Source organism: Kribbella qitaiheensis (genome assembly GCF_042657745.1).
Taxonomy (GTDB): Bacteria; Actinomycetota; Actinomycetes; order Propionibacteriales; family Kribbellaceae; genus Kribbella; species Kribbella qitaiheensis.
Genome location: NZ_JBHSKE010000080.1, coordinates 227,613 through 252,912, shown reverse-complemented (window position 1 = coordinate 252,912; position 25,300 = coordinate 227,613). Strand labels below are relative to the sequence as shown.

At 67.7% G+C, this 25,300-nt stretch carries 22 protein-coding genes; 10 read left to right on the top strand and 12 right to left on the bottom strand.

Going from position 1 to position 25,300, the window contains the following annotated elements:
• Nucleotides 1-64: 64 nt before the first annotated feature.
• The gene (gene lhgO, locus ACFPJ1_RS42775; RefSeq protein ID WP_380112178.1) at nucleotides 65-1,270 is read right to left on the bottom strand and encodes an L-2-hydroxyglutarate oxidase; all 1,206 of its coding nucleotides are present in this window, start codon (nucleotides 1,268-1,270) and stop codon (nucleotides 65-67) included.
• Nucleotides 1,271-1,394: 124 nt separating this feature from the next.
• On the opposite strand from lhgO, the gene ACFPJ1_RS42770 reads away from it, so the two are divergent.
• Nucleotides 1,395-1,814 (top strand): DUF302 domain-containing protein, encoded by a 420-nt coding sequence (locus tag ACFPJ1_RS42770; protein ID WP_380112177.1) that lies wholly within the window; start codon nucleotides 1,395-1,397, stop codon nucleotides 1,812-1,814.
• Nucleotides 1,815-1,879: 65 nt separating this feature from the next.
• Nucleotides 1,880-2,749, top strand: a complete 870-nt coding sequence (locus ACFPJ1_RS42765) for an LLM class flavin-dependent oxidoreductase (protein ID WP_380112176.1) — start codon at nucleotides 1,880-1,882, stop codon at nucleotides 2,747-2,749.
• A 23-nt stretch (nucleotides 2,750-2,772) separates the two neighbouring features.
• Here the strand turns inward: ACFPJ1_RS42765 and ACFPJ1_RS42760 are convergent, their stop codons facing one another.
• The 3 genes from ACFPJ1_RS42760 to ACFPJ1_RS42750 all read right to left on the bottom strand — a co-directional run bounded on the left by ACFPJ1_RS42760 (nucleotide 2,773) and on the right by ACFPJ1_RS42750 (nucleotide 4,877).
• Nucleotides 2,773-3,657 carry an aldo/keto reductase gene (locus ACFPJ1_RS42760; RefSeq protein WP_380112175.1) on the bottom strand — a complete coding sequence of 295 codons (885 nt, stop codon included), beginning with the start codon at nucleotides 3,655-3,657 and terminating at the stop codon, nucleotides 2,773-2,775.
• 93 nt (nucleotides 3,658-3,750) lie between these two features.
• Nucleotides 3,751-4,128 (bottom strand): VOC family protein, encoded by a 378-nt coding sequence (locus ACFPJ1_RS42755; RefSeq protein ID WP_380112174.1) that lies wholly within the window; start codon nucleotides 4,126-4,128, stop codon nucleotides 3,751-3,753.
• 11 nt (nucleotides 4,129-4,139) lie between these two features.
• Nucleotides 4,140-4,877, bottom strand: a complete 738-nt coding sequence (locus tag ACFPJ1_RS42750) for an arsenate reductase/protein-tyrosine-phosphatase family protein (RefSeq protein WP_380112173.1) — start codon at nucleotides 4,875-4,877, stop codon at nucleotides 4,140-4,142.
• Between the two features lie 160 nt (nucleotides 4,878-5,037).
• Here ACFPJ1_RS42750 and ACFPJ1_RS42745 point away from each other — a divergent pair, with 160 nt between their 5' ends.
• Complete coding sequence (locus tag ACFPJ1_RS42745; protein ID WP_380112172.1) at nucleotides 5,038-7,749, top strand: MGH1-like glycoside hydrolase domain-containing protein; 2,712 nt, start codon at nucleotides 5,038-5,040, stop codon at nucleotides 7,747-7,749.
• A complete protein-coding gene (glgX, locus tag ACFPJ1_RS42740; protein WP_380112171.1) occupies nucleotides 7,746-9,860 on the top strand; it encodes a glycogen debranching protein GlgX in 2,115 nt (704 codons plus the stop codon). Before ACFPJ1_RS42745 ends, glgX begins: the two co-directional genes overlap by 4 nt.
• Nucleotides 9,861-9,931: 71 nt before the next feature.
• Here the strand turns inward: glgX and ACFPJ1_RS42735 are convergent, their stop codons facing one another.
• The gene (locus ACFPJ1_RS42735) at nucleotides 9,932-12,028 is read right to left on the bottom strand and encodes a heavy metal translocating P-type ATPase (protein WP_380112169.1); all 2,097 of its coding nucleotides are present in this window, start codon (nucleotides 12,026-12,028) and stop codon (nucleotides 9,932-9,934) included.
• Nucleotides 12,029-12,233: 205 nt separating this feature from the next.
• On the opposite strand from ACFPJ1_RS42735, the gene ACFPJ1_RS42730 reads away from it, so the two are divergent.
• Complete coding sequence (locus ACFPJ1_RS42730; protein WP_380112167.1) at nucleotides 12,234-13,070, top strand: alpha/beta fold hydrolase; 837 nt, start codon at nucleotides 12,234-12,236, stop codon at nucleotides 13,068-13,070.
• Here the strand turns inward: ACFPJ1_RS42730 and ACFPJ1_RS42725 are convergent.
• Nucleotides 13,067-13,735, bottom strand: a complete 669-nt coding sequence (locus ACFPJ1_RS42725) for a hypothetical protein (protein ID WP_380112166.1) — start codon at nucleotides 13,733-13,735, stop codon at nucleotides 13,067-13,069. The two genes, ACFPJ1_RS42730 and ACFPJ1_RS42725, sit on opposite strands and share 4 nt — an antisense overlap.
• A 177-nt stretch (nucleotides 13,736-13,912) precedes the next feature.
• Here ACFPJ1_RS42725 and ACFPJ1_RS42720 point away from each other — a divergent pair, with 177 nt between their 5' ends.
• The 4 genes from ACFPJ1_RS42720 (at nucleotide 13,913) to ACFPJ1_RS42705 (ending at nucleotide 18,773) form a co-directional block, all read left to right on the top strand.
• Complete coding sequence (locus ACFPJ1_RS42720) at nucleotides 13,913-14,815, top strand: carbohydrate kinase family protein (RefSeq protein ID WP_380112164.1); 903 nt, start codon at nucleotides 13,913-13,915, stop codon at nucleotides 14,813-14,815.
• On the top strand, nucleotides 14,808-15,740 hold the full coding sequence (locus ACFPJ1_RS42715) for a pseudouridine-5'-phosphate glycosidase (protein ID WP_380112162.1): 933 nt from the start codon (nucleotides 14,808-14,810) through the stop codon (nucleotides 15,738-15,740). The genes ACFPJ1_RS42720 and ACFPJ1_RS42715 overlap by 8 nt, the downstream gene beginning before the upstream one ends.
• A 202-nt stretch (nucleotides 15,741-15,942) precedes the next feature.
• Complete coding sequence (locus tag ACFPJ1_RS42710) at nucleotides 15,943-16,776, top strand: hypothetical protein (RefSeq protein WP_380112161.1); 834 nt, start codon at nucleotides 15,943-15,945, stop codon at nucleotides 16,774-16,776.
• Nucleotides 16,773-18,773, top strand: coding sequence for a M36 family metallopeptidase (locus ACFPJ1_RS42705; protein ID WP_380112160.1), 2,001 nt, complete (start codon nucleotides 16,773-16,775; stop codon nucleotides 18,771-18,773). The genes ACFPJ1_RS42710 and ACFPJ1_RS42705 overlap by 4 nt, the downstream gene beginning before the upstream one ends.
• A 53-nt stretch (nucleotides 18,774-18,826) precedes the next feature.
• On the opposite strand, the gene ACFPJ1_RS42700 is transcribed toward ACFPJ1_RS42705, so the two are convergent.
• From ACFPJ1_RS42700 to ACFPJ1_RS42675, 6 genes are all read right to left on the bottom strand, one after another.
• Nucleotides 18,827-19,759 (bottom strand): GTP-binding protein LepA, encoded by a 933-nt coding sequence (locus ACFPJ1_RS42700; protein WP_380112159.1) that lies wholly within the window; start codon nucleotides 19,757-19,759, stop codon nucleotides 18,827-18,829.
• A 317-nt stretch (nucleotides 19,760-20,076) separates the two neighbouring features.
• On the bottom strand, nucleotides 20,077-20,499 hold the full coding sequence (locus ACFPJ1_RS42695; RefSeq protein WP_380112157.1) for a hypothetical protein: 423 nt from the start codon (nucleotides 20,497-20,499) through the stop codon (nucleotides 20,077-20,079).
• A 15-nt stretch (nucleotides 20,500-20,514) separates the two neighbouring features.
• A complete protein-coding gene (locus ACFPJ1_RS42690) occupies nucleotides 20,515-21,207 on the bottom strand; it encodes a hypothetical protein (protein WP_380112156.1) in 693 nt (230 codons plus the stop codon).
• Nucleotides 21,208-21,256: 49 nt separating this feature from the next.
• Complete coding sequence (locus ACFPJ1_RS42685; RefSeq protein WP_380112155.1) at nucleotides 21,257-23,641, bottom strand: MinD/ParA family ATP-binding protein; 2,385 nt, start codon at nucleotides 23,639-23,641, stop codon at nucleotides 21,257-21,259.
• Nucleotides 23,642-23,704: 63 nt separating this feature from the next.
• Nucleotides 23,705-23,902: a hypothetical protein gene (locus ACFPJ1_RS42680; protein WP_380112154.1), complete on the bottom strand. Its 198-nt coding sequence runs from the start codon at nucleotides 23,900-23,902 to the stop codon at nucleotides 23,705-23,707.
• A 78-nt stretch (nucleotides 23,903-23,980) separates the two neighbouring features.
• Nucleotides 23,981-24,172, bottom strand: coding sequence for a hypothetical protein (locus tag ACFPJ1_RS42675; protein ID WP_380112152.1), 192 nt, complete (start codon nucleotides 24,170-24,172; stop codon nucleotides 23,981-23,983).
• Between the two features lie 344 nt (nucleotides 24,173-24,516).
• Between ACFPJ1_RS42675 and ACFPJ1_RS42670 the strand changes: the two genes are divergently transcribed.
• Nucleotides 24,517-25,299, top strand: coding sequence for an AfsR/SARP family transcriptional regulator (locus tag ACFPJ1_RS42670; RefSeq protein WP_380112151.1), 783 nt, complete (start codon nucleotides 24,517-24,519; stop codon nucleotides 25,297-25,299).
• Nucleotide 25,300: the final 1 nt, after the last annotated feature.

Below are 25,300 nucleotides of genomic sequence, written 5' to 3'. Positions count from 1 at the left end.
AACGAACCGGAAGATGACCGTACCGCGGTGTACCGCACTGGATCTTCGATTGACCCGAGAACTCTCAGGCCCGGTCGGCGGACAGCTCCTCGGCAATGCGTTCGCCGATCACCAGGCAGGCGGTGGCGGCCGGGGATGGGGCGTTGAGGACATGCAACGTACGACCGTCGCGGAGGAACAGGAAGTCGTCGACGAGCTTGCCGTCGCGGGTCACGGCTTGCGCGCGCACCCCGGCCCCCGAGCGCCGTACGTCCGAGACTCGCAGCTCGGGCAGCATCCGCTGGGCCTCCCGCACGAGCGCCCGGCCGGTGAGTGAGCGCATCACCTCCTTGGCGCCCGTCTTGGCGTAGCGGCGGGCGAGACGCCACGTGCCCCGGTAGGTCGCGGACTCCCACACGTCCCGAGCGACGATCTTCGACCAGGAATAGCCCTCCCGGGCCAGGGCCGGTACGGCGTTCGGCCCGATGTGGACGGTGCCTTCGATGCCGCGGGTCAGGTGGACGCCGAGGAACGGCAGCTCGGGGTCGGGTACCGGATAGACCAGACCCTTCACCAGATAGTCGTGCTCCGGGACGATCTCGCTGAACTCGCCGCGGAACGGGAGGATGCGGACACCGGGCTCGAGTCCGGAGGCCCGCGCGAGCCGGTCGCTGTGCAAGCCGGCGCAGACGGCGACGCGATCCGCCTCGATCACCTCGTCCGTCGTACGGACCCGGACGACGGAGCCCGCATTCTCGATCGACGTCACCGTCACCCCGGTGCGGATTTCGCCGCCGGCAGCGCGGACGTCATCGGCCAAGGCGGCGGCCACCAGCTTGAAGTCGACCCGACCGGTGGAATCGACCGCCAGGGCACCTTTCACCCGCAGGTGCGGTTCGCGCTGGGCGATCTCGTCGAGGGTCAGCCGTCGTACCGGGACACCGTTCTCACGGCCGATGCCGAGCAGACGGTCGAGCTGCGGGAACTCGGCCTCTGTCGTCGCGACGACGAGCTTCCCGGGGACGTCCACCGGGATGCCCTTCTCCTCGCAGTACTCCTTCAGCGCCGCTCCGCCGGCCACGGCCAATCGCGCCTTCAGGGATCCGGGCTTGTAGTACAGCCCGGAATGCACAACTCCCGAGTTGTGCCCGGTCTGGTGGGCCGCGACCGACCCTTCCTTCTCCAGTACGACGACCGGCGTACCGGGATCGAGCCTCTGCAAAGACCTCGCCACGGACAGACCGACGATCCCACCGCCGACCACAACCGCAGTTCTCACCACAGATCCCATCGAACCCTCCTGCACCCGTGACGCCCACCGCAGGCCCCCGGCCAGTGAAAAGAGCCGACACGAGTGCCCATAAATACACTTCCCGAGACCGGGTTCGTACGTATGACGTCAAAGGAGGATCACGATGATGCCTGATTCTGCCGGCTCTGGGAGCGGACCGTTGCCGAGCGGGGTGGTCAGCAAGGTGGCTGCTGGAACTGTGGCGGAGGTGACTGCGCGATTCCGCCGGCTGCTCGAGGCCAAGGGGGTCACGGTGTTCGCCGTCATCGACCAGGCGGGCGCGGCGCGCACGGCCGGTCTCGACCTGCGCGACACCGTTCTGGTGATCTTCGGCAACCCGGCCGCCGGAACGCCAGCCATGGCAGCCGCTCCGCTGGCCGCACTGGACCTACCCCTGAAACTGCTCATCTGGGACGACGCGGGGACAACGCGGATTGCCTACTACTCCCCCGAGAGCATCGCCGAACGACACCGACTCGACCCCGAAACCGCCGCCGCACTAGCCGCGATCCACCCACTCGCCGACGCCCTCACCGCACCGTGACAGACGCGCCCACCAGCCTCGACCGTCGATAGTTGGAATTACCAACTGGATCAAGGAGAGTTCCTATGGACATCGGTATCGGTCTGCCGTCCACGATTCCCGGTATCCCCGGCCGACTGATCCTGGACTGGGCCCGCGCCGCCGAGCGGGCCGGGTTCTCGACCCTGGGGACGCTCGACCGCCTGGTGTATGGAAATCTCGAGACAATTCCGACCCTCGCGGCCTCGGCGGCGGTGACCGAGCGGATCGGCCTGACGACGGCCATCATGATCGGCCCGTACCGGGGCAACGGTGCGTTGCTGGCCAAACAACTGGCCACCGTCGATCGCATCTCCGACGGCCGGTTGACGGTCGGCATCGCGGTGGGATCGCGCCCGGACGACTTCGAGGCAACGGCGTCGCCGTACGACACGCGCGGAAAGGCGTTCGACGCCCAACTCGCCGAGATGCGCGCGGTGTGGGCCGGTGAGCCGAGGGGGTACGCCGGTCCGATCGGGCCGGCCCCGGTGCGACCCGGTGGTCCCCCGCTGCTCATCGGTGGTGGGTCTGCCGCCGCCTTCCGCCGGATGACGGCGTACGGCGCAGGCTGGATCCTCGGCGCCGGCGGACCGGACGCGTTCGCCGCGGCAGCGGAGACGGCCAGGGCATCCTGGCGCGACGCGGGACGTGAAGGTGAGCCGCGCCTGGTCGCCATCGGGTACGTGAGTCTCGGCGACGAGGCCGAGGAACATGCACGGCGCTATCTCGGCGACTACTACAGCTTCGTCGGTGAGTACGTCGACCGGATCGTGGCCGGCGCCCTCACCACGCCGCAGAGAGTTGCCGAGGCCGTTTCCGGCTTCACCGCAGCGGGCTGCGACGAGCTGATCCTGTTTCCTGCCAACCCCGACCTCCAGCAGATCGAGCTGATCGCCGCCGCGACCGGCCTGAGCTGAAAGTCATTCCGAGAAACTCCTCCTCAGGCCTCGGGGATCTGGAGGCCGAAGTTCTCGCGGGTGATCTGCTCCGGCTTCGGACCACCACGTACGCCGGTGTCGAGAGCGTCGATCGCGGTCAGCTGCTCGGTGGTTAGCTCGAAGTCGAAGATGTCGAAATTCTCCGCGATCCGCGAGGGAGTGACCGACTTCGGGATGGCCTGACGCCCCTGCTGGAGGTGCCAGCGCAGCATCACCTGGGCCGGCGTCTTGCCCTGTTCCGCTGCGATCTCCTGGATCGTGGCGTCCTCCAGGGTGCTGCCGTGGGAGCCGTCGCGGTAGAAGGTGATCCCACCGATGGGCGACCACGCCTGGGAGAGGATCCCGTGCTCGGCGTCGAGCGAGAGCACCTCGGACTGGCGGAAGTAGGGATGCACCTCGATCTGGTTGACGGCCGGCACCACCGACGTTGCCTCCAGCAGCCGGGCAAGGTGGTCGGGCATGAAGTTGCTGACCCCGATCGCCCGGACCAAGTCGTCGGCCAGCAGCTTCTCCAGCGCCTGGTAGGCGCCGATGGTGAGCTCGAATTCGCTGGGCAGCGCCTGGTGCAGGATCAGCAGGTCGATCTGGTCGACCCCGAGCTTGCCCGCGCTCTTGTCGAAGGCGTGCAGCGTCTCGTCGTAGCCGTAGTCGGTGATCCAGACCTTCGTCTCGACGAAGATCTCGGAGCGGTCGAGGCCGGAGCGACGGATCGCGTCGCCGACCTCGCGCTCGTTGAGGTATGCCGCGGCGGTGTCGACGTGCCGGTACCCGGTGGCCAGCGCCGTCTCCACGGCCGCGATGGTGTCGTCCGGGGGCGTCTGGAAGACACCGAAGCCGATGGCCGGCATCTCCACGCCATTGTTCAGCTTGAGCAGAGGAGCATTCATACCGCCCACGCTAGACACCGCGGCTGCGGGCTGGGAGTGACTGCCGAACCAGGCATCACCAGTACCTGGTTCGGCCGTTCCGGGCGACCTAGGTCAGGACGCGGGCTGGAAGAGTTCGATTAGGTTTCCGGCTGGGTCGGCGAGGAGGATTTGGCGGCCGCCTGGGCCGGAGACCACCTCGCTGCGAAAGGACAGCCCGTCGCCGCGCAGCCGTTCGATCTCGGCATCCAGATCGTCGACGGTCAGATGAATGCGGTTACGACCTGCGCCGGCGACGTCCTCGGGAGTCGCGCGAGCTCCGGAGCTGGCCGGTCCGGACAGCAACAGTCGCAGGTGCCCGGCTGTTACCTCAGCGAAGGCCGGTACGGCGTTGCCACGCAGACTGAACCCGAGATGTTCGGTGTAGAAGTCGACCGCCGCTTGGACGTCGTCGACTACGTAGCGCACACTGGCGAACTCCGATGTCGCCATGACGAGCCTCCTCAGCTCTCGAGGGCAAGGACAGGCAGTAGGTAGCGGATGCGCGTGTCGATCTCCGCCGCAATCCGCTGAAAGACCGGGTAGCCGGCGTCTCCTGGGTCGGGGATGCTCCAATGCGTACGACGTGATGGGTCGCCGAACTCCGGGCACACCTCGCGGACCTTGTCGCACAAGGTGATCACGTGCTCGAAATGGCGTCCGGTCAGCGTGTTCAGGCTCCGCGGAGTCCGGCCGGCGATGTCGACGCCGTACTGCTCCTCGAGCACCCGGACGGCGTTCGGATGGAAGGCCGGTTTCGGCGAACTGCCACCACTCGTCACCTTCACCCGGCCGGCCGTGTGATGACGGAGCAGCGCCTCCGCGATCGGCGAGCGCGCGCTGTTGCCGGTGCAGGCGAACAACACCGAGACCCTTCCCGGCCCAGAAGCCTCACGCGGTGTCAGCTCTAGCGCCGGATGTATCGCCGCACCAGTGCCAGTCAGCCCGCGGGCGCAGTGGTCGAGATCCAGGTGGTAGTAGCTGTCCCGGCCGTCGAACGTACTGCGCGTCGCGGTGACCAGCCCGTCGTGGCGCAGGAGCCGTAGGTGGTACGACACCAGGTTCTGCGGCTCGCCCACCAGGCCGACCAACTCCCGCACGCGCAGGTCGCTTCTGGCCAGCTCGGTCACCAGCCGCCAGCGCAGCGGGTGAGCAACCAGCCGGACGAACGACGGTGGATCCGCCGGAACTGTCGGCGCCATACCTCCGGACGATACATCAATTCGGCTTGATGGATAACCCTCTCCCGCGACAGCTCTGAATCATCAGCCGCAGAGGAGGCGGGATTGGGTCGATCCTCGAACAATGGGCATGGGCTCCGCGCGAGCTGCCGTGCACGATCACCATCGCTGGGAGGACCGCGTGACGACACAGCCGCAGACGTCCGGAGTCGAGCGCGAGCGGATGGCGAGCGACCGGCCGCTGTCACAGCGGAACGACTGGTATCTCTGGGGTCCGTACCTCAGCGAGCGTCAGTGGGGCACCGTGCGGGAGGACTACAGTGCCGACGGCGAGGCGTGGGGCTACCTCTCGCACGACCGCGCGCGCGCCACGGCGTACCGGTGGGGCGAGGACGGACTGGCCGGGTTCAGCGATATCGAGCAGCGCCTGTGCCTCGGGCTGGCGTTGTGGAACGGGCGCGACCCGATCCTCAAGGAGCGGCCGTTCGGGTTGACCGGCGCGGAGGCGAACCACGGCGAGGACGTGAAGGACTACTGGTGGTACCTCGACGCCGTGCCCAGCCATGCCTGGAACCGCTGGCGCTACCACTACCCGCAGGGTGCGTTCCCGTACGAAGACCTGCGCGCCGAGAACGGCAGGCGCGGAAAGCATGATCCGGAGTACGAGCTCCTCGACACCAGCGCGTTCGACGAGGACCGGTACTGGATCGTCGAGGTGCACTACGCCAAGGCGAGCCCCACCGACCTGCTGATGTCGATCCAGATCACGAACGCCGGACCGGACCCGGAGACTCTCCACGTCCTGCCGACGGCCTGGTTCCGCAACACCTGGTCGTGGAATCCGGGTGCTCCACGACCCGAGCTCGCCGCGACCGGTGACACCAGCGTGCGCGTCTCGCACCCATCCCTGGGCGAGCTGGAACTACTGACCGGACCGGGTCCTGACGGGACCCCGCCGAGCCTCCTCTTCTGCGACAACGAGAGCAATACCCAGCGCCTGTACGGCGTTGCCGGGTCGACGCAGTACCCCAAGGACGGGATCAACGACCACGTCGTGACGGGTGCGCTCACCATCGATCCCGCCCAGCGCGGTACCAAGTGCGCGGCCTGGTACCGCGTCGACGTCGCGCCGGGTGCCACTGCGGAACTGCGGTTGCGCCTGCGTCCGGCTGGTTCAGGCGCTGACACCGCGACGGCGCTCGGACCGGAGTACGACGAGGTCTTCAGGACCCGCCGCATGGAGGCGGACGAGTTCTACGCCGATCTCACCCCGGCGGCTGCGTCGGCCGACGAGGCGATGGTGATGCGGCAGGCCTTCGCGGGGATGTTGTGGAGCAAGCAGCTCTATTACTACGACGTCGCCCGCTGGCTGGACGGCGACCCGGGACAGCCGGTGCCGCCGGCCTCGCGGCACACCGGGCGCAATCACCGATGGCGCAATTTCAACGCCTTCGACGTGATGTCGATGCCGGACAAGTGGGAGTACCCCTGGTTCGCCTCCTGGGACCTCGCCTTCCACTGCATCGCGCTCGCGCACGTCGACCCGGAGTTTGCGAAGAATCAGTTGCTGCTGGTGTGTCGCGAGTGGTTCCAGCACCCGAACGGCGCGCTGCCGGCGTACGAATGGGATTTCGGTGACGTCAACCCGCCTGTGCAGGTCTACGCGGCGCTCGAGGTCTGGGCCATCGATGGCGGGCGCGATCTCGACTTCCTCAGCCGGATCTTCGACAAGCTGCTGGTCAACTTCACCTGGTGGGTCAACCGCGAGGACGCCGACGGGTCGAACCTGTTCGAGGGTGGGTTCCTCGGGCTGGACAACATCGGCCCGCTCGACCGTTCGCACCTTCCGGTCGGCGGGGTGCTCGAACAGTCCGACGCAACCGGCTGGATGGCGGCGTACGCGCTGGGGATGATGACGATCGCCGCGATCCTGAACCGGACCGGACACCGGCCCGCGCGCGACCTGGTCCACAAGTTCCTGGAGCACTTCGCCGAGATCCGCACCGCGATGGCGCAGCAAGGGATGTGGGACGACACCGACGGCTTGTTCTACGACCGGATCTCCACCCCGAGCGGCGGCGTCGTGCCGGTGAAGGTGCACTCGATGGTCGGCATCATCCCAATGCTCGCGGTCGGCGTGATCGACGAACAGATGCTGGCGGGAGCCATCGCCCCAGGCAAGCAGTTCGCTGAGTTCCTCGATCGTCAGGGGTTGCGCGACCGCGAGAGCCTGGCCAAGGCCGGCCTGCTGCGGGGCGATGCAGGACAGCAGCGGCTGCTGATGGGCGTCGTCGGGGTCGGCCAGGTACTGCGGCTGTTCGACAAGCTGTTCGACCCCGGTGAGTTCCTGTCTCCCTATGGGCTGCGCTCGATCTCCGCCTTCCACCGCGACCACCCGTACACGCTCGAGGTGGAAGGGATCCGCGCCACGGTGGACTACGAACCGGCGGAATCGACCACCGACATGTTCGGCGGCAACTCGAACTGGCGCGGTCCCGTGTGGTTCCCGCTGAACTTCCTCGCGGCCACCGCGATGCAGCGCTACCACCGCTTCTTCGGCGAGGACCTGATGATCGAGTACCCGACCGGATCGGGCCACAAGCTCGCTCTCGACGCCGTCGCCGACGACCTGTTCGCCCGGCTGGTGTCGATCTTCCTGGTCGGCCCGGACGGCCGGCGGCCGTGCTTCGGTGGCGTCGACCGGCTGCAGCAGGACCCGAACTGGAAGGACAACCTCATGTTCAGCGAGTACTTCCACGGCGACAACGCGGCCGGACTGGGCGCGGCACATCAGACCGGCTGGACCGGAATCGTGGCCGATCTGATCCGGCGCAGACACGGTTCGGTGCAGTCCGTCGGGGATGTCCTGCGCACGATGGGCGGAGTGTCATGACCACGCAGGTCACCTTCGCGCCGCCCATGCCCGGTGCCGCCGCCCCGCTCGGCGCCACCCCGGGGCCTGACGGCACGAACTTCGCCGTCGCGTCGGGGGCCGACGGCGTGCTCCTGTGCCTGTTCGACTCCGACGGCACCGAGACCCAGATCCCGCTGCAGGAGCGCGACGGCGACATCTGGCACGGATTCCTGCCCGGTGTACGACCTGGTCAGGCTTACGGATTCCGGGCTACCGGACCGTACGACGCGCAACGAGGTCTGCGGTACAACCAGTCGAAGCTACTGCTCGATCCTTACGCGAGGGCCGTCGACGGCGAGGTACGGTTCGGGCCGGAGCTGTTCGGCTACGCGGTCGACGATGTCGAGGCCCCGAGCGCGCTGGACTCGGCCGGACACGTCCCCCGCAGCCTGGTGGTCGACACCTCCTTCTCCTGGAGCGAAGGTCCCCGGCCGGCCTACTCCTACGCCGACACGATCATCTACGAGGTCCACGTCAAAGGCTTCACGGCTGCGCACCCCGCCGTACCGGAGGAGCTCCGGGGTACGTACGCCGGGCTCGCCCACGACGCCGCGGTCGCCCATCTCCTCGACCTCGGGGTGACCGCCGTGGAACTGCTCCCGGTGCACCAGAGCGTGCCCGAGGGTTTCCTGGTCCAGCGCGGCCTGACCAACTACTGGGGCTACAACACCATCGGGTACTTCGCGCCGCACGCCGGCTACTCCGCCGCGGTCCGGGCCGGGCGGCCCGCCGAACAGGTCGCCGAGTTCCAGGCGATGGTCGACACCCTGCACGGCGCCGGCCTCGAGGTCATCCTCGACGTGGTCTTCAACCACACCGCCGAAGGCAACCACCTCGGCCCGACGCTGTGCCATCGCGGACTGCACAACACGGCGTACTACCGGCTCGACCCCGACGACCCACGGATCTACGTGGACACGACGGGCACCGGCAACTCGCTGAACGCCGACAGTCCGGTCAGCCTGCAGCTGATCATGGACTCGCTGCGCTACTGGCTGACCGAGCTGCGGGTCGACGGCTTCCGCTTCGATCTCGCCCCGACGCTGGCCCGTGAGGACGGCGGCTTCGACAAGATGGCGGCGTTCTTCGACCTGGTCTCGCAGGACCCGGTGGTCTCCCGTGCCAAGCTCATCGCCGAGCCGTGGGACGTCGGACAGGTGGACAGCTACGACCTCGGCCGGTTCCCGCCGCTGTGGAGTGAGTGGAACGGCCGGTACCGCGACGTGATGCGCGACTTCTGGCGCAGCCACGACGGCCTGATCGGCGAGTTCGCCGCCCGCCTCAGCGGATCGTCCGACCTGTTCTCCGCGGCCGGCCGGCGTCCTACCGCCTCGGTCAACCTGATCACGGTGCACGACGGCTTCACGCTGGCCGATCTCGTCTCGTACGACGCCAAGCACAACGAGGCCAACGGCGAGGCGAACCGGGACGGCAGCAACGACAACCGCTCCTGGAACTGCGGAGTCGAGGGACCCAGTACCGATCAAAAGATCCTGGACCTACGGGCTAGGCAGAGCCGGGCCATGCTCACCATGCTGATGCTCTCGTTCGGCGTACCGATGCTCCTCGGAGGCGACGAACTCGGCCGCAGCCAGCAGGGAAACAACAACGCGTACTGCCAGGACAACGCGATCAGCTGGTTCGACTGGTCCACACCGGACGAGCAGTTGACCGCCTTCACCAAGAAGCTCATCGCGCTGCGCCGGGCCCACCCGGTGTTCCGGCGGCGCCGGTTCCTCACCGGCGTGGAGGCGGACGAGTTGCGGTGGTATACCCCGGGTGGCGCGGAGATGACTCAGGCGGACTGGGCCGACCCGGGTGCACGGAGCGTGGCGCTCTACCTCGACGGGGACGACGATCCCGATCGGGCCGCGGACGGAACCCTCCTGGTCGATGACGACTTCCTGCTCCTGGTCAACGCCTGGTGGGAGCCGCTGGACTTCGCCGTACCCGCGACCGAGACCGGCAAGACGTGGACCCGGGAGATCGACACCTACGAACCCAGTGGCACCGCCCCGCCAGGCCAGATCGCCGCCGGAGACCACGTCCTGGTCAACCCCCGCTCCATCGTCCTTCTGCACGGACGGTGACGCGACGCGTTTGCAGCGCTGGTGGCGGGGAGCACCGATTTCGGCCCGCGTTTCCGCCTGGACTGACCGGGTCAGTGGTCTGGGGTGAGGTGGACTCGGCGCAGGAGTTGGGCGTTGAGCGCCACGACGATGGTCGATGCAGACATCAGGACCGCGCCGATCGCCGGGCTGAGAGTGATCCCGGCGAAGGCGAGCACGCCGGCTGCGAGCGGGATCGCGACCACGTTGTAGCCAGCCGCCCAGGCGAGGTTCTGGACCATCTTGCGGTAGGACGCCTGCGACAGGCGGATGATGCCGACGACCCCCCGCGGATCCGACGACGCCAGCACGACTCCGGCCGACTCGATCGCCACGTCGGTGCCGGCGCCGATCGCTATCCCGACGTCGGCTCGGGCCAGGGCGGGGGCGTCGTTGACGCCATCGCCGACCATCGCCACGGTCAGCCCGCGTGACTGCAGCTCACTGACCGCCTTGTCCTTGTCGGCCGGGAGTACTTCGGCGAACACCTCATCCACACCCGCGCGGAAGCCGAGGTCGGCCGCAACCGCCCGCGCGACTGGCTCGGCATCGCCGGTGATCATGACGATCTTGCTCATGCCGGCCGAGCGCAACTGCTCCACGGCTTCTCGGGCCTCCGGCCGAACCTCGTCCTCCAGCGCGATCGCCCCGATCGCTACTGACTTGGCTCCCTCGACACGAAGCAGGTAGAGCACCGCTGCGCCGCGGCCGGACCACTCCTCGGCCCGGGCGCCCAGCCGGCTCGGCACGGTGGCGTCAAGCTCTCGCAGCAGCGCGGGCCCGCCGACGGCGTAGCTGGTGCCGTCGACGACAGCCTGGACACCCCGCCCGGTGAGCGACTTGAACTCGGCCGCGTCCGCGCGGCCACCTCGCTGGTCCGCGGCGGTGACGATCGCCCGGGCGAGCGGGTGTTCGCTGTCGGCCTCCACCGCGCCGGCGATCCGCAGGACCTGATGCTCGTCGAGGCCGTCACCGGCGACACCGGTCACGACGTGCTCGCCCCTGGTCAGGGTGCCTGTCTTGTCGAACAGCACCGCGCTGACGGTCCGCATCCGCTCCAGCGCCAGCCGGTCCTTGACCAGGATCCCGGCCTTGGCCGCGACGGCGGTGGACAGGGCGATGACCAGCGGGATGGCCAGACCGAGCGCGTGTGGGCAGGCGATCACCAGGACAGTGACGGTTCGCACGACCGCCTCGTCGAGAGTGCCGAAGACCGACCACGCGATGAAGGTGACGAGTGCCGCGGCGGTGGCGATGTAGAACAGCATCGCGGCGAACCGGTCGGCCAGCACCTGGGCCCTTCCACTGGACTGCTGCGCTTCGGCGACCAGCCGCTGGATGCCGGCCAGGGCGGTGTCGTCGCCGACGGCGTTGATCCGGACCCGGATGGCGGAGTCGGTCGCGACGGTTCCCGCGACGACCCGATCACCGGTGGTCTTCGACACCGGGCGGGACTCGCCGGTGATCATCGACTCGTCCAGCTCGGCGGTTCCAACCACGATTTTCCCGTCGGCCGGCACGCGGGCGCCGGACCGGACGAGGACAACGTCGCCGACCTGAAGGTCAGAGACCGAGATGCTCACTATCCCGCTGTCGGTGACGCGCTCGGCGTCGTCCGGCAGCAGCGCGGCGAGTGCGGCGAGCGCACCTTGGGCTTGGCCGATGGCCTTCATCTCCTGCCAGTGGCCCAGCAGCATGATGGTGACCAGGGCGGCGAGCTCCCACCAGAAGTCGAGGTCGAAGACGCCGATACTGGTGGCCAGGGAAGCGACATAGGCGACGGTGATCGCCATCGAGATCAGCAGCATCATTCCGGGTGCCCGGTCGCGGGTCTCGCGGACACCGCCGACCAGGAACGGCCAGCCACCGTAGAAGTACACGAAAGTGCCGAGTACCGGCCCGACCCAGCTCATGCCGGGGAAGTCCACCGAGTAGCCGAACCAGTCCATCACCATGGGACTGGTCGCCACGATCGGCAGCGTCAGCAGCAGGCTCAGCCAGAACTTCTGCCGGAACATCTCCGGATCGTGTCCGGCGTGCTTGTCGTGTCCGGCGTGCTTGTCATGTCCTGTGTGGACCGGTGATTCGACCTGAGCCGCAGGCCTGCCGTGGTGCTGGTGATCCTGGCCGTCTGAGCTGGCCTTCACCATGATCTCCTCTCAGCGTCCGGTCGCTGCCGCAGCCACCCGGCCACGGCTTCAAGTCTCCGAACAACATATACCCCCCAGAGGTATTCCCGCGAACGGACCCGGCGCGACCATGATCTGAGTAGTGGCGCGCATCGTGCACGCGCTTGCCGAACCCGTACACACTGACGTTCGCCGCCGACTCCCAGCGGCCCTAGGGGTGACCACTATGTACACGGAGACCTCGACCCAGCGGATCAGCGCGGACAACGGCGTCGAGTACGCCTACCGTGAGACCGGCGACGGCGCCGTACCACTGATCCTGCTGCAGCATTTCCGCGGCAACCTCGACAACTGGGATCCCGCGCTCGTGGACGCGCTGGCCACCGATCGGCGAGTGGTCGCGTTCGACAACCGCGGCGTCGGCGCGTCGACCGGCACGACACCGCACACCGTCGCCGCGATGGCGCACGACGCGCTGGCCTTTCTCGACGCGCTGGGCTTCGAGCAGATCGACCTGCTCGGGTTCTCGCTCGGCAGCTTCGTCGCCCAGGAGATCGCGCTGATCCGGCCGGACGTCGTACGACGGCTCGTGCTGGCCTCGTCGGCACCACAGGGCGCGGCCGGCATGCATGGCTGGGATCCCGCGGTGATCGGTGCGGTGGGCCGGCCGCACCCCAACCCCGAAAGGGTTCTCGGCGTCTTCTTCGCACCCTCGGAGACGAGCCGCACGGCGGGGATGCAGGCCTTCGGCCGGATGGCGGTACGCACCTCCGATCGCGACGACCAGACCACCTGGGCGACCCGGGTCGCGCAGTACGACGCCGTCTGCGACTGGGGCATCCCGAACCACGCACTGCTCGAACGTGTAGGCACGATCAAGGTGCCCGTCTTCGTCACCAACGGCGACAGCGACCCGATGGTCCTGCCGCACTACTCGTACCTCTTGGCCGGGCTCATTCCACACGCACGGCTCAAGATCTACCCCGACTCCGCCCACGGCTTCCTCTTCCAGCACCACCTCGAGTTCGCCGACGACGTCAATACCTTCCTGACCAGCCCCTAGTTGTCAGCGTTGAGCTGCTCGGCATTGAGTTCCGTTGCCAGGACTCGTAGGTCCCAGGCGGCGGTGCCGCGCCAGTTGAGCTTGAAGGCTGCTGCCATCAGCTCGTCGGGGTCGAAGGGGTGTCCTGTTCGGTGCAGCTCGAGGAGTCCATCGGTCACCAGGGACCGGTCGCAGGGGTGGGTCAGGCCGGTGCCGCTGTTGATCAGGTCGGTGAATGTCTCCATCGCCGCCCAGACCTCGGGATCATCGACGACCCGGTCAGGCACCGGGATGGCTGCGCCTGCGAGTCGCTCAGGCCGGAACGCGCCGACCCAGGCCTTCAGGCCGGGGTGCGCACCAACCACGACGATGGCTGTCGCCTGCCTGATCTCTTCCGCTTCCGCCACGGACTTCAGGTCCGGCGTACAGATGACAACCGGCCCGGGGACGAGGTGCCGCGCTGTCCGAAGCTGCGCGCCGGTGAGCTGCAGGCCATGCGCCCGAGCCTCTTCGAGGATCGAACTGTCGTGGAGGATGCGGACCGTCGCCGCGCTCAGATTCACCCCGTCCCAGTGCCCCTGGGCCTGCGCGACCGCCCATCCGAGGGCGGTGACGACACCATCTGCGAGACGGACCGAGGAGGCCACGTAGCCGCGATTGAGGTGGCGTACCTCTTCGATCATCATCAGTCGCTCGCATCGACCATCGAACCCACCCCGTCCCAACCCGTGCGTCGACGATTCCAAAGACGACGTGACGCGGCTTCATCCCTGTGGGGTGAACTGCCGGGCACGCGCGAGACTCGCACTGAGGCACGGTCTTCCCATAGCGTCGCCCCAGCCCGGACTGGAGGTGTAAACCCCATGACTGCCCACAATCGCCGCGCTCTTGTGTGCATCGGCGACCTCGTCGAAGACATCGTCGTCTGGTCAGCTGGTGCGCCGCGGGCCGGAACAGACAACCCGGCGCGGATCCGCCGGGCACGGGGCGGCGCAGCCTCCAATGTTGCCGCCTTCGCGAGCAGCCTCGGCACTTCGACCCGGTTCATCGGCCGGGTCGGAGACGACCCCGTCGGCGAGGCACTTGTCCGAGACCTGGCCGTCGCTGGAGTTGACACCATGGTCCAGAGACAGGGACGAACCGGCACCATCGTCATCCTGGTGGATGCTTCTGGAGAACGAACGATGTTCCCCGACCGAGCGGCCGCGGCCCAGCTGAGTGACGTTCCGGACTCCTGGATCTCCGGCGCGGAAGCGATCCACCTCTCGGCGTACTCCCTCGCCGGGCCGACCTGGTCCGTCCTCCGCCAAGCCGCGGACCTCGCTCATGCCGAGGGCGCCATCCTCACCCTCGATGCTTCTTCGATCGCTCTCATCGATTCTTTCGGACCCGCGACCTTCCGTGCCCTGATCAGATCGCTGCAGCCTAGGTACGTCTTCGCGAACGGAACCGAAGCTGACACTGGTTCCCTCCGCCAGCTCGCCACTCCTCGCACGACGGTTGTGGTCAAGAACGGCATCGAACCTACCGAGGTTCATTTCGCCGCCAACAGGTCAGCAACCGTGCGGGTGCCCCCGGTCGAGGACGTGCGTGACACGACCGGGGCCGGCGATGCGTTCGCGGCGGGCTTCCTGTCCGCCGTCCTCGACCACGCCGAGGACCTCGAGGCAGTCGAAGCCGGCCACAACCTCGCCAGCAGGGCCCTCATCGAACCTGGCGCCACCCTGACCATGACCACAGACGAAAAGGGAGCTGTTCGTGACTGACAACGCCAAGGCGCAGGCTGTCCGACCCATCTTGTCCGACGACGTGGCGCAGGCTCTGGCCGAAGGTCGTGCGGTCGTCGCGCTGGAGTCGACCATCTTCTCGACTCTCGGGCTGCCTGCACCTGCGAACGCCGATGCACTCGAAGGGTGCAAGCAAGCTGTCCTCGACCATGGCGCCACACCGGCCGTGACCGCGATCCTCGACGGCCGGCCACACGTCGGTCTCTCGTCCGACGAAGAGAAGAGAGTGCTGCAGGGCGCACGGAAGGTCGCAGAGCGCGATCTGTCGGTGGCGCAAGCCCAAGGATGGGATGTCGGCGTCACCACGGTCTCGGCCACGGTCGCTCTGTCCCACGCAGCGGGTATCTCGGTATTCGCCACCGGCGGCATCGGAGGCGTCCACCGCGGATCCGAACTCAGCGGGGACATCTCGGCTGATCTCGACGCCATCGCCAACCACCCGGTCATCACCGTCTGCGCCGGCGCCAAGGCGTTCCTCGACCTGCCGCGAACACTCGAGTACCTCGAGACCGTCGGTGTCCCCGTCCTGGGCTGGCGCCACGACTGGTTCCCGGCCTTCTACACGCGGTCGAGTGGTTTGCCGATTCCTCACCGGGTCGACGACGTTCGAGTGGTCTGTGACGTTCTCCGCCTCCGAGCGCGGCCTGACACCGGTGTCTTGCTGACTGTTCCGATTCCAGTCGACGACGAGATCCCCGAATCGCGGATCAACGCAGTACTCACCGCCGCTTTGGACTCGACTGCTCGCGCAGGAGTCACCGGTCCCGCCGTCACGCCGTACATCCTCGAGCGGATCGAGAAGGAGACGGACGGACAGAGCGTCCCCGCGAACCTCGCACTGGCCCGGAACAACGCTGACATCGCCGCCCGCGTAGCCGTCGCACTGGCGTCCACCCCAGTCTGACGCGGTCTGACGCGAGTGAATGCCCTCGCACTGTTCACCGCCGCGTCGCGATCCCTTCACGCCGGGTGGGTGCAGGCATATTGTCCGGCCGAGGGGCCTTTTTGCCCGCCCGCAACGATCTCGACGGAGCGTTGCCATGAGAACTACACGCAAAGGGAGGGGGCTCCTGGCCATCGGTGCGGTGACGACCACCGTTCTCGCCATGACCATGGGCTCAGGCGCCAATGCCGCCGGTTCGCTACCCAAGGCCGACCCGGACGCACCCGCGGTCCAGGCCGAACCGAGCCAGCGAGAAACGAAGGGCTTCTACGACGCCCGTACGCCGAGCGCGCGTGCGACGTACGCACAGGCCGCCAAGACCATGGCCAAGGAGGGCGCCGCCGCGGAGAAGTTCCGCGACTCGCTGGGCCCGCAGGGCATCGTCTCAGTGGACCCGGCGACCGGTACTCCGAAGCAGGTGGCCAAGCTGAACGGGTTCCTCACCGGGCCGAGCAGCAAGCCGCCGGCCCGGATCGTGTTCGACTACATCCGGGCACACCCGGAGATCTTCCGGCTGACCGAGAACGACCTGCGGACGCTGCGGCTCCGCAAGGACTACCGCGACGTCGGCGGGTCCCACCACCTGTCCTGGGAGCAGTGGGTGAACGGCGCCCCCCTCTTCGGCAACGGCATCGTCGGGCACGTCACCAAGCGCGGTGAGCTGATCGCCATCATGGGCTCGCCGGTACCGGGTCTGGCCGGGCTCGCCGCCCGTGCGAGGTCCACCTCGGTGTCCGCGGACGGCGCCCGCACGGCTGCCGCCAGGGACGTCGGCGGCAAGGCGGCCGCGACCAGCGCGAAGACGGTGGCCAACGGTAAGAAGTGGGGCAACGGCGACTACGCCAAGCGGGTCTGGTTCTACACACCAGCCGGGCTGCGACCGGGCTGGGCGACGTACACCCAAGCCGGCGGCACGCTGATCTACAGCCATGTGATCGACGCGTCGACCGGCAGCGTCGGCCGCTGGTCGACCACGCCAACGGCGACGGCCTGGTGACGGACTACTACCCCGGCGCGGCCAAGGGCGGCACCCAGCGGAAGGTCAACTTCTTCAAGGCCGGCTACCTGCAGAAGGGCGCCCAGACGCTCCAGGACGGTACTTCGGTCAACGCGTTCGCCGACATCAACGACGACGACCTGGCCAACGCGGGTGAGACCGTCAGGGTGCCCGGCACGAGGACCACGGCGGAGTACCGGCTGGTGCCGTTCGCGAGCAACCCGCAGTGCTCGGCCGCCTTCGTCTGCACCTGGGACCCGGCGACGGCGAACTCCTGGCGGACGAACCTGAACCAGGACGTGACCCAGGCGTTCTACCTGGCCAGCAACTTCCACAATTACCTGGGGAGCTCGCCGATCGGGTTCACCGCGGCGGCGGGGAACTTCGAGGCCAAGGGCAGCGACCCGGTGTTGCTGAACGCGATCGACGGCGCTAACACCCTGGACGGCCTACCCGACCGCGGCCACGTCGACAACGCGAACATGAACACGCCGCCGGACGGCACCCCGCCGACCATGCAGATGTACCTGTTCCACAACCCGGCCGACCCCGAGGACCCGTTCGTGCCGACCAGTTCGGCGAACGACGCGAGCATCCTGTACCACGAGTACACCCACGGCCTGTCCAACCGGCTCGTGGTCGATGCCTCCGGCAACTCCACGCTCGGCAGCGTGCAGGCCCGCGGCATGGGTGAGGGCTGGAGCGACTTCTACGCGATGGACTACCTGGTCGCCAAGGGCTTCCAGCCGAACAGCGGCCGGCGCGACGGCGAGGTCAAGGTGGGCACGTACACCGTCGCCGGCGGGCTGTTCCGCAAGGAGGCGATGGACTGCCGGGTCGGTTCGCCAGCCTCGAACTGCGTCGCACTCGACGGCACCCAGGGCGGTTACACCTTCGCCGACTTCCCGAACCTGGGCCTGCGTGGGCCCGAGGTGCACGACATCGGTGAGTTCTGGGCGCAGGTGCTGTGGGATGTCCGGGAGCGCTTCGGTCACAGCAGGACGATCTCGCTGGTGACCCGGGCGATGGAGCTCTCCCCGCCCGACCCGTCGCTGCTGGACATGCGCAACGCGATCCTGCAGGCCGACCAGGTCGTCAACCGCGGCAAGGACGTCGACGCTCTCTGGCGAATCTTCGCGACCCGCGGCATGGGCTGGTTCGCCGGCGTCGTCGACGCCGCCGATACGGTCCCGGCGGAGGACTTCCACGTGCCGCCCACCGGCGCCGGGGCCACCCTGCAGGGCACGGTGACGGACAAGCTCACCGGCGCGCCGGTACCGAACGCGCTGGTGTTCATCGCCGGGCACGACTCCGGCTACTCCGGCGACTACTCCGACGTGACCGATGCCCAGGGCAAGTACTCGATCGACGGAGTCCTGCCGGGGACGTATCCGAAGCTGGTCGTCGCCGGCGGTCCCTACGAGATCCTGAACCAGGCTGTGACAGTCGCACCGGGCGGTTCGACGGTCAACTTCGCACCACGCCGTGACTGGGCCGCCGCTGCCGGTGGAGGCTCGATCACGGCCTTCAACGGCCCGGACTTCGCGCCGGCCTGTACGCCGCCGTACGCGATCGACCTGTCCCAGGGCACCGGCTGGGGTAGCACCACCGGCGACAACCAGGGCACGCCGACCAACACCCCGATCCCGAAGTTCATCGTGGTGGCGCTGCCGGCGGCCGTGAACATCAGCACCTTCTCGGTCGACCCGTCGCAAACCTGCGGCGATCCCGGCAGCGCGGCCACCGGCGGCTTCCGGATCGAGACCTCGGCCAACGGTACGACCTGGGCCACCGCGGCCGAGGGCACCTTCGGCGCGGCCAACCGCGGCCGGTACAACGAGGTCACGCCGACCGGCAACACCGCCGGCGTGAAGTTCGTCAAGTTCTGGATGCTCAGCCCGCAGGTCCCGGACATCGCCACCAACTGCCCGAACGGTCCGTTCGCCGGCTGCCAGTTCATGGACATGATGGAACTGGAGGTCTTCGGCACCCAGTAGTCGACTGGTCGGGGCCGGGAACCTTGCGTTCCCGGCCCCAACCACGTCTAGGCTCAGCTTCGACGAATGCCGCCAGAGCGGTCTTTGGCGGCGAGCTTGGCGGCGGACTTGAGGGAGTCCACGACGTAGGCAGGTACGCGCAGACCCTGCTTCTGTGCCCAGAGCAGTTCGAGTTCGACTCGCCCGATCTGCTGGGCGTAGCGAGTCAACCCGCGCCCACCTTCCGCCGTGATGCCGAGATGGTGCATCACAGCACCGAACTGCGCCCATTGCTTCTTGGTGTACGCGCCGACCGGTTCGAAGGTATGGCGCCGCAGCGTCCTGACCAGCCACTTCTGCCACGGGGCCAGCTCGGCCCACAGACCCTGAGCAGCGATCTTGTAGTAGGCGAAGTGGCCCGGCTCCTGGCGACGGATCGGCGCGACGACGGTCGTGGCGACGGCCCGCTCACCGAGATCCAGCAAACCCTGGTGAAGCTTGTTGTACGCGAGAATGGCCGACTGCTCCGTTGCGACGCCGGTGAGGTAGTACAGCATCCGGCTCACGTCCTGGACTGCGCTCCATCGCCCGAGCGAACCGAGTAGCCGGTAGCTGAATTTCACCGAGGTGAGGTCCGGATCCGCCGGCGGCAGACCGGCCAGCGATTGCATCCGATCCAGCAGCAACCCATGGTGCGTCTCCTGCGGCAGCCACACGTCGGCGTAGAAGTGCCGGTCCACGGCCGGCGGGTCCGGCAGCAGCAGGTTCAGCTCGAGCACGTTCCGTTCGACTTCCAGCTCGACCCTCGACATGTAGGTCAGTACCGGACCGAACTTGTCGGCGAGCAGTTCCGGTCGCGCCATCGAATAGTCCGCGCTGTCCACCGGGATCGGCGGATGTTCGTCGGCCAGCCTGTCGACATGCTCGGCCAAGCGCGCCTCGACCGAGAACGGCCTTCGACGCCCACGGCCGGCACGACGCACACGCGGAGTACTGGCGCCGGTCATGACCGGCGTTCCTCGAACGCCCGAATCCGGACCTGCCTACATCTGCCCCAACCGGTCATGACGATTTCCCCCACCCCCACAGGCATCAGATCAGCTTCGGTCGGTCTGACCATGAGTAAGTCCGACCATACGTCACCCGATGCCGCCCATCGCACCGCACTCGACCATCCAGCAGGTGACAAAGCTGCCACCGCTCACGAGTTGAGCTCAAGGCCGGTGGTCAAGCTGCGCATCCCTCCTCGGAATATGAAACATCTGTTGCAGTTCATGCAGACGGCACATCGAGTGCCGGCCGCTGTCGGTCCTGGTCGCCCGGTCTATCCGCTGGCGTAGCTGATGGAGACTGCGCCTGAGCTGGAGGTGATGCTGCCGCTGTCGACTCTGTCGCCGTTGACGATCAGTACGACGCTGAGGTTGCCACTCCCCTTGGTCTTTCGAAGCTGGATCCGATAGGTGCCTTCGGAGTTCCGGACCTGGATGGTGGCGCGGCCGCAGCCCTTCTTGGTCTGCCCGCCCACCTTCCCCGCCCAGCAGACCTTGTCGGACGCGGTGATCTTGACACTGGCGCGCGATTTCGTGCTGCTCTTTCCGCTGTTGTCACTGGTCTTGCTCTTGGTGCTGCTGCTCTTACTGCTGCTGCTCTTGCTACCTCGTGAGGTGGTCTCGACGGGTTCACAGCCAACAAGCGCGAGCGAAACAACAGCGGCTATCGCGATGGTGGTCAGTCGGTGGACAGGCATCTGCGTGGCCTCCCGTCATCCGGTCTCGATGGCGAAGTGGGGTTGCATGGTCGTCGGCTTGAGCTCGTTCCTGACAAGGGCTTCGATGCCCGGCAGCCCGATCTTCTCGTTGGCCGCGGTCGTGCGGGCCGCCTTGGTGCGGGCCGCCCCTCGCAGCTCCGCTTCCAGCTGGTTCGCCAGCGCCTCGAGCTGCGCGCGGCCGTTGCGTGAGAACGCCTGGTGCTTCTTCGTGACGACAACGAACTGGACCGCGACAGCCCCGGTGGAGCAGCCCGCACAGGAGGCATTGACCGCCAGTGCGCGGTTCCGGGCCGTCAGATTGGTCCCTGGCCGTACGACCACCACCTGCACGGACACGCTGATGGCACCGCAGTTGCGACAGCTCGACGACGCAGTCGCCATGTTGTCGGCTGTGCCCTTTCGCGCATTGCCGAAGTAGACGACCTGCACCGCGGTCGCAGTCCCCCTGCACGAGTCGCAGGTTGCAGAGGCGCTCGCCACAGCATCGGCCTGGGTCCGCTTCCCACGTGCACGTTCGTACATGGCCGTGCGATCCGCGTCGGAACTGTGTGGAGTCGCGGGATTGGCGGACGCGACCAGGTCGAAGTCCTGCCCGTTGCGGTACCTGAGCATGCTGGAGCCGCCAGCCGCACCCACGACCAGGGATGCGATCAGCACTGTCGCTTGGAGTCGCTGGCGGATTGTCATCGTGTTCTGGCTCCTCTTCGGGTGGGACATGACACGAACGAATGACAGTTCATTGGGTGCTCCAGCGGTCCACGGAGAAGCCGTCGGCAACCAATTCGGCCAATTCAAGGTAGGCGTCGCGGGTAGCGGGGCGCAGGTCGTCGAGATCGGTGGCCGCGCCTGTCTCCAACGCGGGGTCCCACGGGATGCGGACCGTCCCGGCGCAGCGCGCGGAGAAGTGCTTCTCGATCTCGTCGAGCTGGAGCCAGCGCGGCCTTCCTCTGGTCGTGTTGATGACCGCGACGGCGGAGGTGACCAGGTCCTCGTGGCCGTGCTGATCGAGCCAGTCCAAAGTTCCCGCGGCGACCCGAGCGCCATCCAGCGCGGGCGGCATGACGACGACGACCTGGTCAGCCTCCCGGAGGATGCCCTGGACGGCGCTGTCCAGGATGCCGGTTCCGGTGTCGACGAGGATCAGGTTGTAGTGGTGCGTGAGGAGACCGATGGCGGCGCGATAGTCGAGGTCGCCCAGAGCCTGGCTGATGCGAGGATCGTCGTCGGACGCGATCACCTCGAGCCGACTCGGCGCCTGCGAGGTATAGGCCCGCAGGTCGGCGTACTTGGTGATGAGCTCGCGCTCGCCCAGCAGGCTGGTCACCGTGGCCGGTGACTCTCGCCGGACGCGGTAGATGAGGGAGCCCGCGTCGGGGTTGGCGTCCAGCGCAACCACCCGGTCGCCGCGGTGGACGGCGAGGGTGTGGCCGAGCATCAGTGTTGTGGTGGTCTTTCCGGCACCACCCTTCCGGCTCAGCGTGACCACTCGGCGCGGTCCCCGCAGCGGCGTTCGGACCCGGGAGATCCGCTCCTGCTCGCGTTGTTCGGCGACGCTGGGGCCTACGTTGACGCGACCGTTCGTCGCGAAGTACAGACCGTGACGCCACCCGTGCTGGGGCGGCGGCACGCGCCGGCGGAGCATGGTCTCCTCGGTGAAAGCGGCCGCGCCGGGCGGGGCTGCCGCAACGAGCTGCGACTCGGCGCCATTGATCCTGGTCTGATGATCACTCGAGCTGTCCACAGAGCTCACGGGTTCCTCTCCCGGCGCCGTCCGATGCTCGTCCTCTGCCGATGGCGGGACGGGAGTGGTCCGTGCAGCCTCGCCTGCGGCGTGTCGGGCCCGCAGCAACCGGTTAACGTGCAGCACCGATCTGCCGAGTACCAGGCTGAGGCCGATGACGGGCACGGTGATCGCCAGCAGAGACAGGACGGCGAGCGTCGCCGCGCCCGGCTGCCCTGCGGAGAAGAGCGCTCGCGCACCGGCTGCCAGCTCGCTCGACCGGTCCCAGAAGTCGGCCAGGTAGCGGGGGGCGTTCCACGCGGCAAGTCCGAAGCCGATGATCAACGCGGGCACGGTGACCAACACCCAGGCCGTGACGATCACCCGGCTCCGGAGCTTGAGCTGCACGACGCTCCGGTCGCCACGATGGCCCGGAAGCAGACTCCGCATGATCGGCCGGACGTGCCCGAAGAGATTCGGCACACCGGCGAGGTCCCCGAGGATGTAGTACCCGTCGAACCGGACCACCGGCAGCAGTTGCTGGACAATCTCCAAGTGCGAGAGGGCAACGACCGCGAGCAGCGGAGCCCACCCGGTCCACAGGTACGTCGCGGCGGCCGCGACGATGAAGACCGCGTTGAAGTACACGCCGCCCAGGTCGGTCCGCAGCCGGCCCGCACGATCCAGGCGGTACGCGTTGGTCACGTTCGTGTAGAAGGCGGGGATCCACAGATAGATCCCCACGCCGATCCGCCCCGGCTTGGCACCTCCGTAGCTGCATCCGGCGGCGTGGCCGAACTCGTGGAAAATCGTTGCGGCGAGCAACAGAGCCAGGACGGCAAGGACGCCGGCCGGCTCGATGAGAGCGGCGAACACCTCCGAAGACGCCAGATTGCTGACCATCCACACGTCGAAGGCGACTACTGCCGTCAGCACGCCGAGGACGACCGGTCGGTGGAAGAACGGGGCGAAGACCCGGGCGACGACTCGTACCGCGGCCGTGGGTAACAGCACGCCCCGAACACTCAACGCCAGCAGGGGGTCGGCGCGTCGCTGCCCTACAGGTGCGCCGTTCCAGAGCGCGACCAGACCGGACGGCCCGAGCTTGTCGTGGATGAGCTGAACCAGGTCGTTGGGATCGAGACGCTGGCCGTACGCCCGGCTCACCCGGTCGGCCAGCAGGTCGGTGGAGGTACGCCCGTCGGCGTGGTCGACGATCAGGTAGAGCAGCTTGGTGAGCAGCACCATCTGCCGGTCGGCCCGCTCGACCAGGTAGCGCTCCTCACGAAATCCGGAGCCCTCGTACGGTCCGAGCAGCCGCAGGCCGACCGCACGGCTCGGCCTGGGTCCGCCTTGAACCGGGCCCGCAGTCGTGCGATCGACCAACTCGTTCGCCGTCATCGTGGTGGCCTTCGACCAGAGCGGGAGGCGCGAGCCCCCCGCCTTCCCCGTGCGCGGATGCTGCTAGAGCTGGAACGCAGCCACATGCTGCAGTGCCGCTGCGCTCGCGGTCGAGCCGATAGTGGCCGCGTTCACCGCGATGGCCAGGTTGATCGCGGTGATGTTGGTGATGTTCACCAACGCCAACGCCTCTCTTGCGGGCAAGAGGTCGACCGACTGATTCGCGACCTCCGTCCGAGAGATCCTGCCGAGATTCGTCATCGAGATCACATCCTCTCCTCGAGTGCGTGGACGGCGCGCCCTGCGCCACCGCCCACGCATCGACCTGTGTCGGATCTGTCAGTGCTGGTGGACGTTGATGCCCTGTAGCGCCACCGCGTTCGCCACGGAGAAGTGGGACGCCGCGTTCACCGCCACAGCCGTGTTGGATGCGACGATGTTCGCAATGTTGAACGAACCCAGCGCCTCTCGCTCCGGGAGGACCTGGACTTCTTCCAGCTCGAGCGCGACCTTCGTCAGCTTCTTGTTCATGAGTCACCCCCTCGCTCTGTCAAGTGCTCACAGCAAGTGGAGTCCGGAGCACGTCCTCACCGCGTTGTCATGCTGTTGTCTCAGCGTTGTCAGGAAGCCGTTGGTCGAGGCAGTGGTCTACAGCGAGGTCAGAGCCTGGCTCGAACGTTTCATCGACCGATCGAGCCACGAGGGATCGCTCTGACAGGTTGACATCCGGCGCTTCCTGACTAATCGTGCAATAGACGGTGGCGTTCGGTATCCGCCGTCACACATAGTGGAGAGCAGATCTGCGGGGGCAGCATAGCCGGGGGGCAGGCTCGTTCCGACGCACGCCGTCACCTCGACTGGGGGGAGGCCGGGCAGTGCGCACACCAAGCGGTTGCGACCTGCGGCTTCACCTTCTCGGCGACTGGTTCCTGACGGTCGGCGTCGGCCACAGCGACACTCCCGAACCGATCGAACTGCCGTCCGGGCCGCAGCACCTCGTCGCCCTCCTGGCCCTGCAGGGGCGCTGCGCACGGACTCAAGCGGCCGCGACGCTCTGGCCGGACTGCCGCGACGAGGTGGCGGCCGCTCGCCTCCGCGCGATTCTCTGGAGACTGCGTCACCGTCATGCCGGCGTACCACCGTTGCTGGAGATCGGCGACACCTCCCTCGCACTGGCGAGCGAGGTCGCCGTGGACGTCCACCGATTCCGGGCGAGCGCCGAACTGCTGATCCACGACCCGTACGGCAGGGACGAGGGCGGCGAGGACGCCGCAGCCGCCGTCCTGCAGTCCTCGGAGCTGCTGCCCGGCTGGTACGACGACTGGGTCCTCGCTGCGCGCGAGCGGTTGCAGTACCTGCGGCTCAGTGCTCTGGACGCTCTCGCCAGTTGCCGGCGGCTCCAACGGCGCGATCACGAAGCACTCCAGGCCGCGCGCGCGGCGACCAGCATCGAGCCACTTCACGAGAGTGCGCATCGCACCATCGTCCGAACCCACCTGGACAACGGCGACATCGTCGAAGCCGTCAACCACTACGAGAAGTTCCGCGCGATGCTGGACCGCGAGCTCGGGCTGCCACCCAGCGAGCTGTTCACCGAACTAGTACAGCCTTACCTGGCGAGTGTCGGCGGCGGAACCCGAATCGCGCCAACCCGCTGAC

Excerpts from the sequence above, each read along its gene's own strand:
- ACFPJ1_RS42690 (WP_380112156.1), bottom strand. The coding sequence starts at position 21,207 with ATGACAATCCGCCAGCGACTCCAAGCGACAGTGCTGATCGCATCCCTG.
- ACFPJ1_RS42760 (WP_380112175.1), bottom strand. The coding sequence starts at position 3,657 with ATGAATGCTCCTCTGCTCAAGCTGAACAATGGCGTGGAGATGCCGGCC.
- ACFPJ1_RS42750 (WP_380112173.1), bottom strand. The coding sequence starts at position 4,877 with ATGGCGCCGACAGTTCCGGCGGATCCACCGTCGTTCGTCCGGCTGGTT.
- ACFPJ1_RS42725 (WP_380112166.1), bottom strand. The coding sequence starts at position 13,735 with ATGATGATCGAAGAGGTACGCCACCTCAATCGCGGCTACGTGGCCTCC.
- ACFPJ1_RS42770 (WP_380112177.1), top strand. The coding sequence starts at position 1,395 with ATGATGCCTGATTCTGCCGGCTCTGGGAGCGGACCGTTGCCGAGCGGG.
- ACFPJ1_RS42755 (WP_380112174.1), bottom strand. The coding sequence starts at position 4,128 with ATGGCGACATCGGAGTTCGCCAGTGTGCGCTACGTAGTCGACGACGTC.
- glgX (WP_380112171.1), top strand. The coding sequence starts at position 7,746 with ATGACCACGCAGGTCACCTTCGCGCCGCCCATGCCCGGTGCCGCCGCC.
- ACFPJ1_RS42680 (WP_380112154.1), bottom strand. The coding sequence starts at position 23,902 with ATGACGAATCTCGGCAGGATCTCTCGGACGGAGGTCGCGAATCAGTCG.
- ACFPJ1_RS42765 (WP_380112176.1), top strand. The coding sequence starts at position 1,880 with ATGGACATCGGTATCGGTCTGCCGTCCACGATTCCCGGTATCCCCGGC.
- ACFPJ1_RS42695 (WP_380112157.1), bottom strand. The coding sequence starts at position 20,499 with ATGCCTGTCCACCGACTGACCACCATCGCGATAGCCGCTGTTGTTTCG.
- ACFPJ1_RS42730 (WP_380112167.1), top strand. The coding sequence starts at position 12,234 with ATGTACACGGAGACCTCGACCCAGCGGATCAGCGCGGACAACGGCGTC.
- ACFPJ1_RS42720 (WP_380112164.1), top strand. The coding sequence starts at position 13,913 with ATGACTGCCCACAATCGCCGCGCTCTTGTGTGCATCGGCGACCTCGTC.
- ACFPJ1_RS42700 (WP_380112159.1), bottom strand. The coding sequence starts at position 19,759 with ATGACCGGCGCCAGTACTCCGCGTGTGCGTCGTGCCGGCCGTGGGCGT.
- lhgO (WP_380112178.1), bottom strand. The coding sequence starts at position 1,270 with ATGGGATCTGTGGTGAGAACTGCGGTTGTGGTCGGCGGTGGGATCGTC.
- ACFPJ1_RS42735 (WP_380112169.1), bottom strand. The coding sequence starts at position 12,028 with ATGGTGAAGGCCAGCTCAGACGGCCAGGATCACCAGCACCACGGCAGG.
- ACFPJ1_RS42685 (WP_380112155.1), bottom strand. The coding sequence starts at position 23,641 with ATGACGGCGAACGAGTTGGTCGATCGCACGACTGCGGGCCCGGTTCAA.
- ACFPJ1_RS42675 (WP_380112152.1), bottom strand. The coding sequence starts at position 24,172 with ATGAACAAGAAGCTGACGAAGGTCGCGCTCGAGCTGGAAGAAGTCCAG.
- ACFPJ1_RS42710 (WP_380112161.1), top strand. The coding sequence starts at position 15,943 with ATGACCATGGGCTCAGGCGCCAATGCCGCCGGTTCGCTACCCAAGGCC.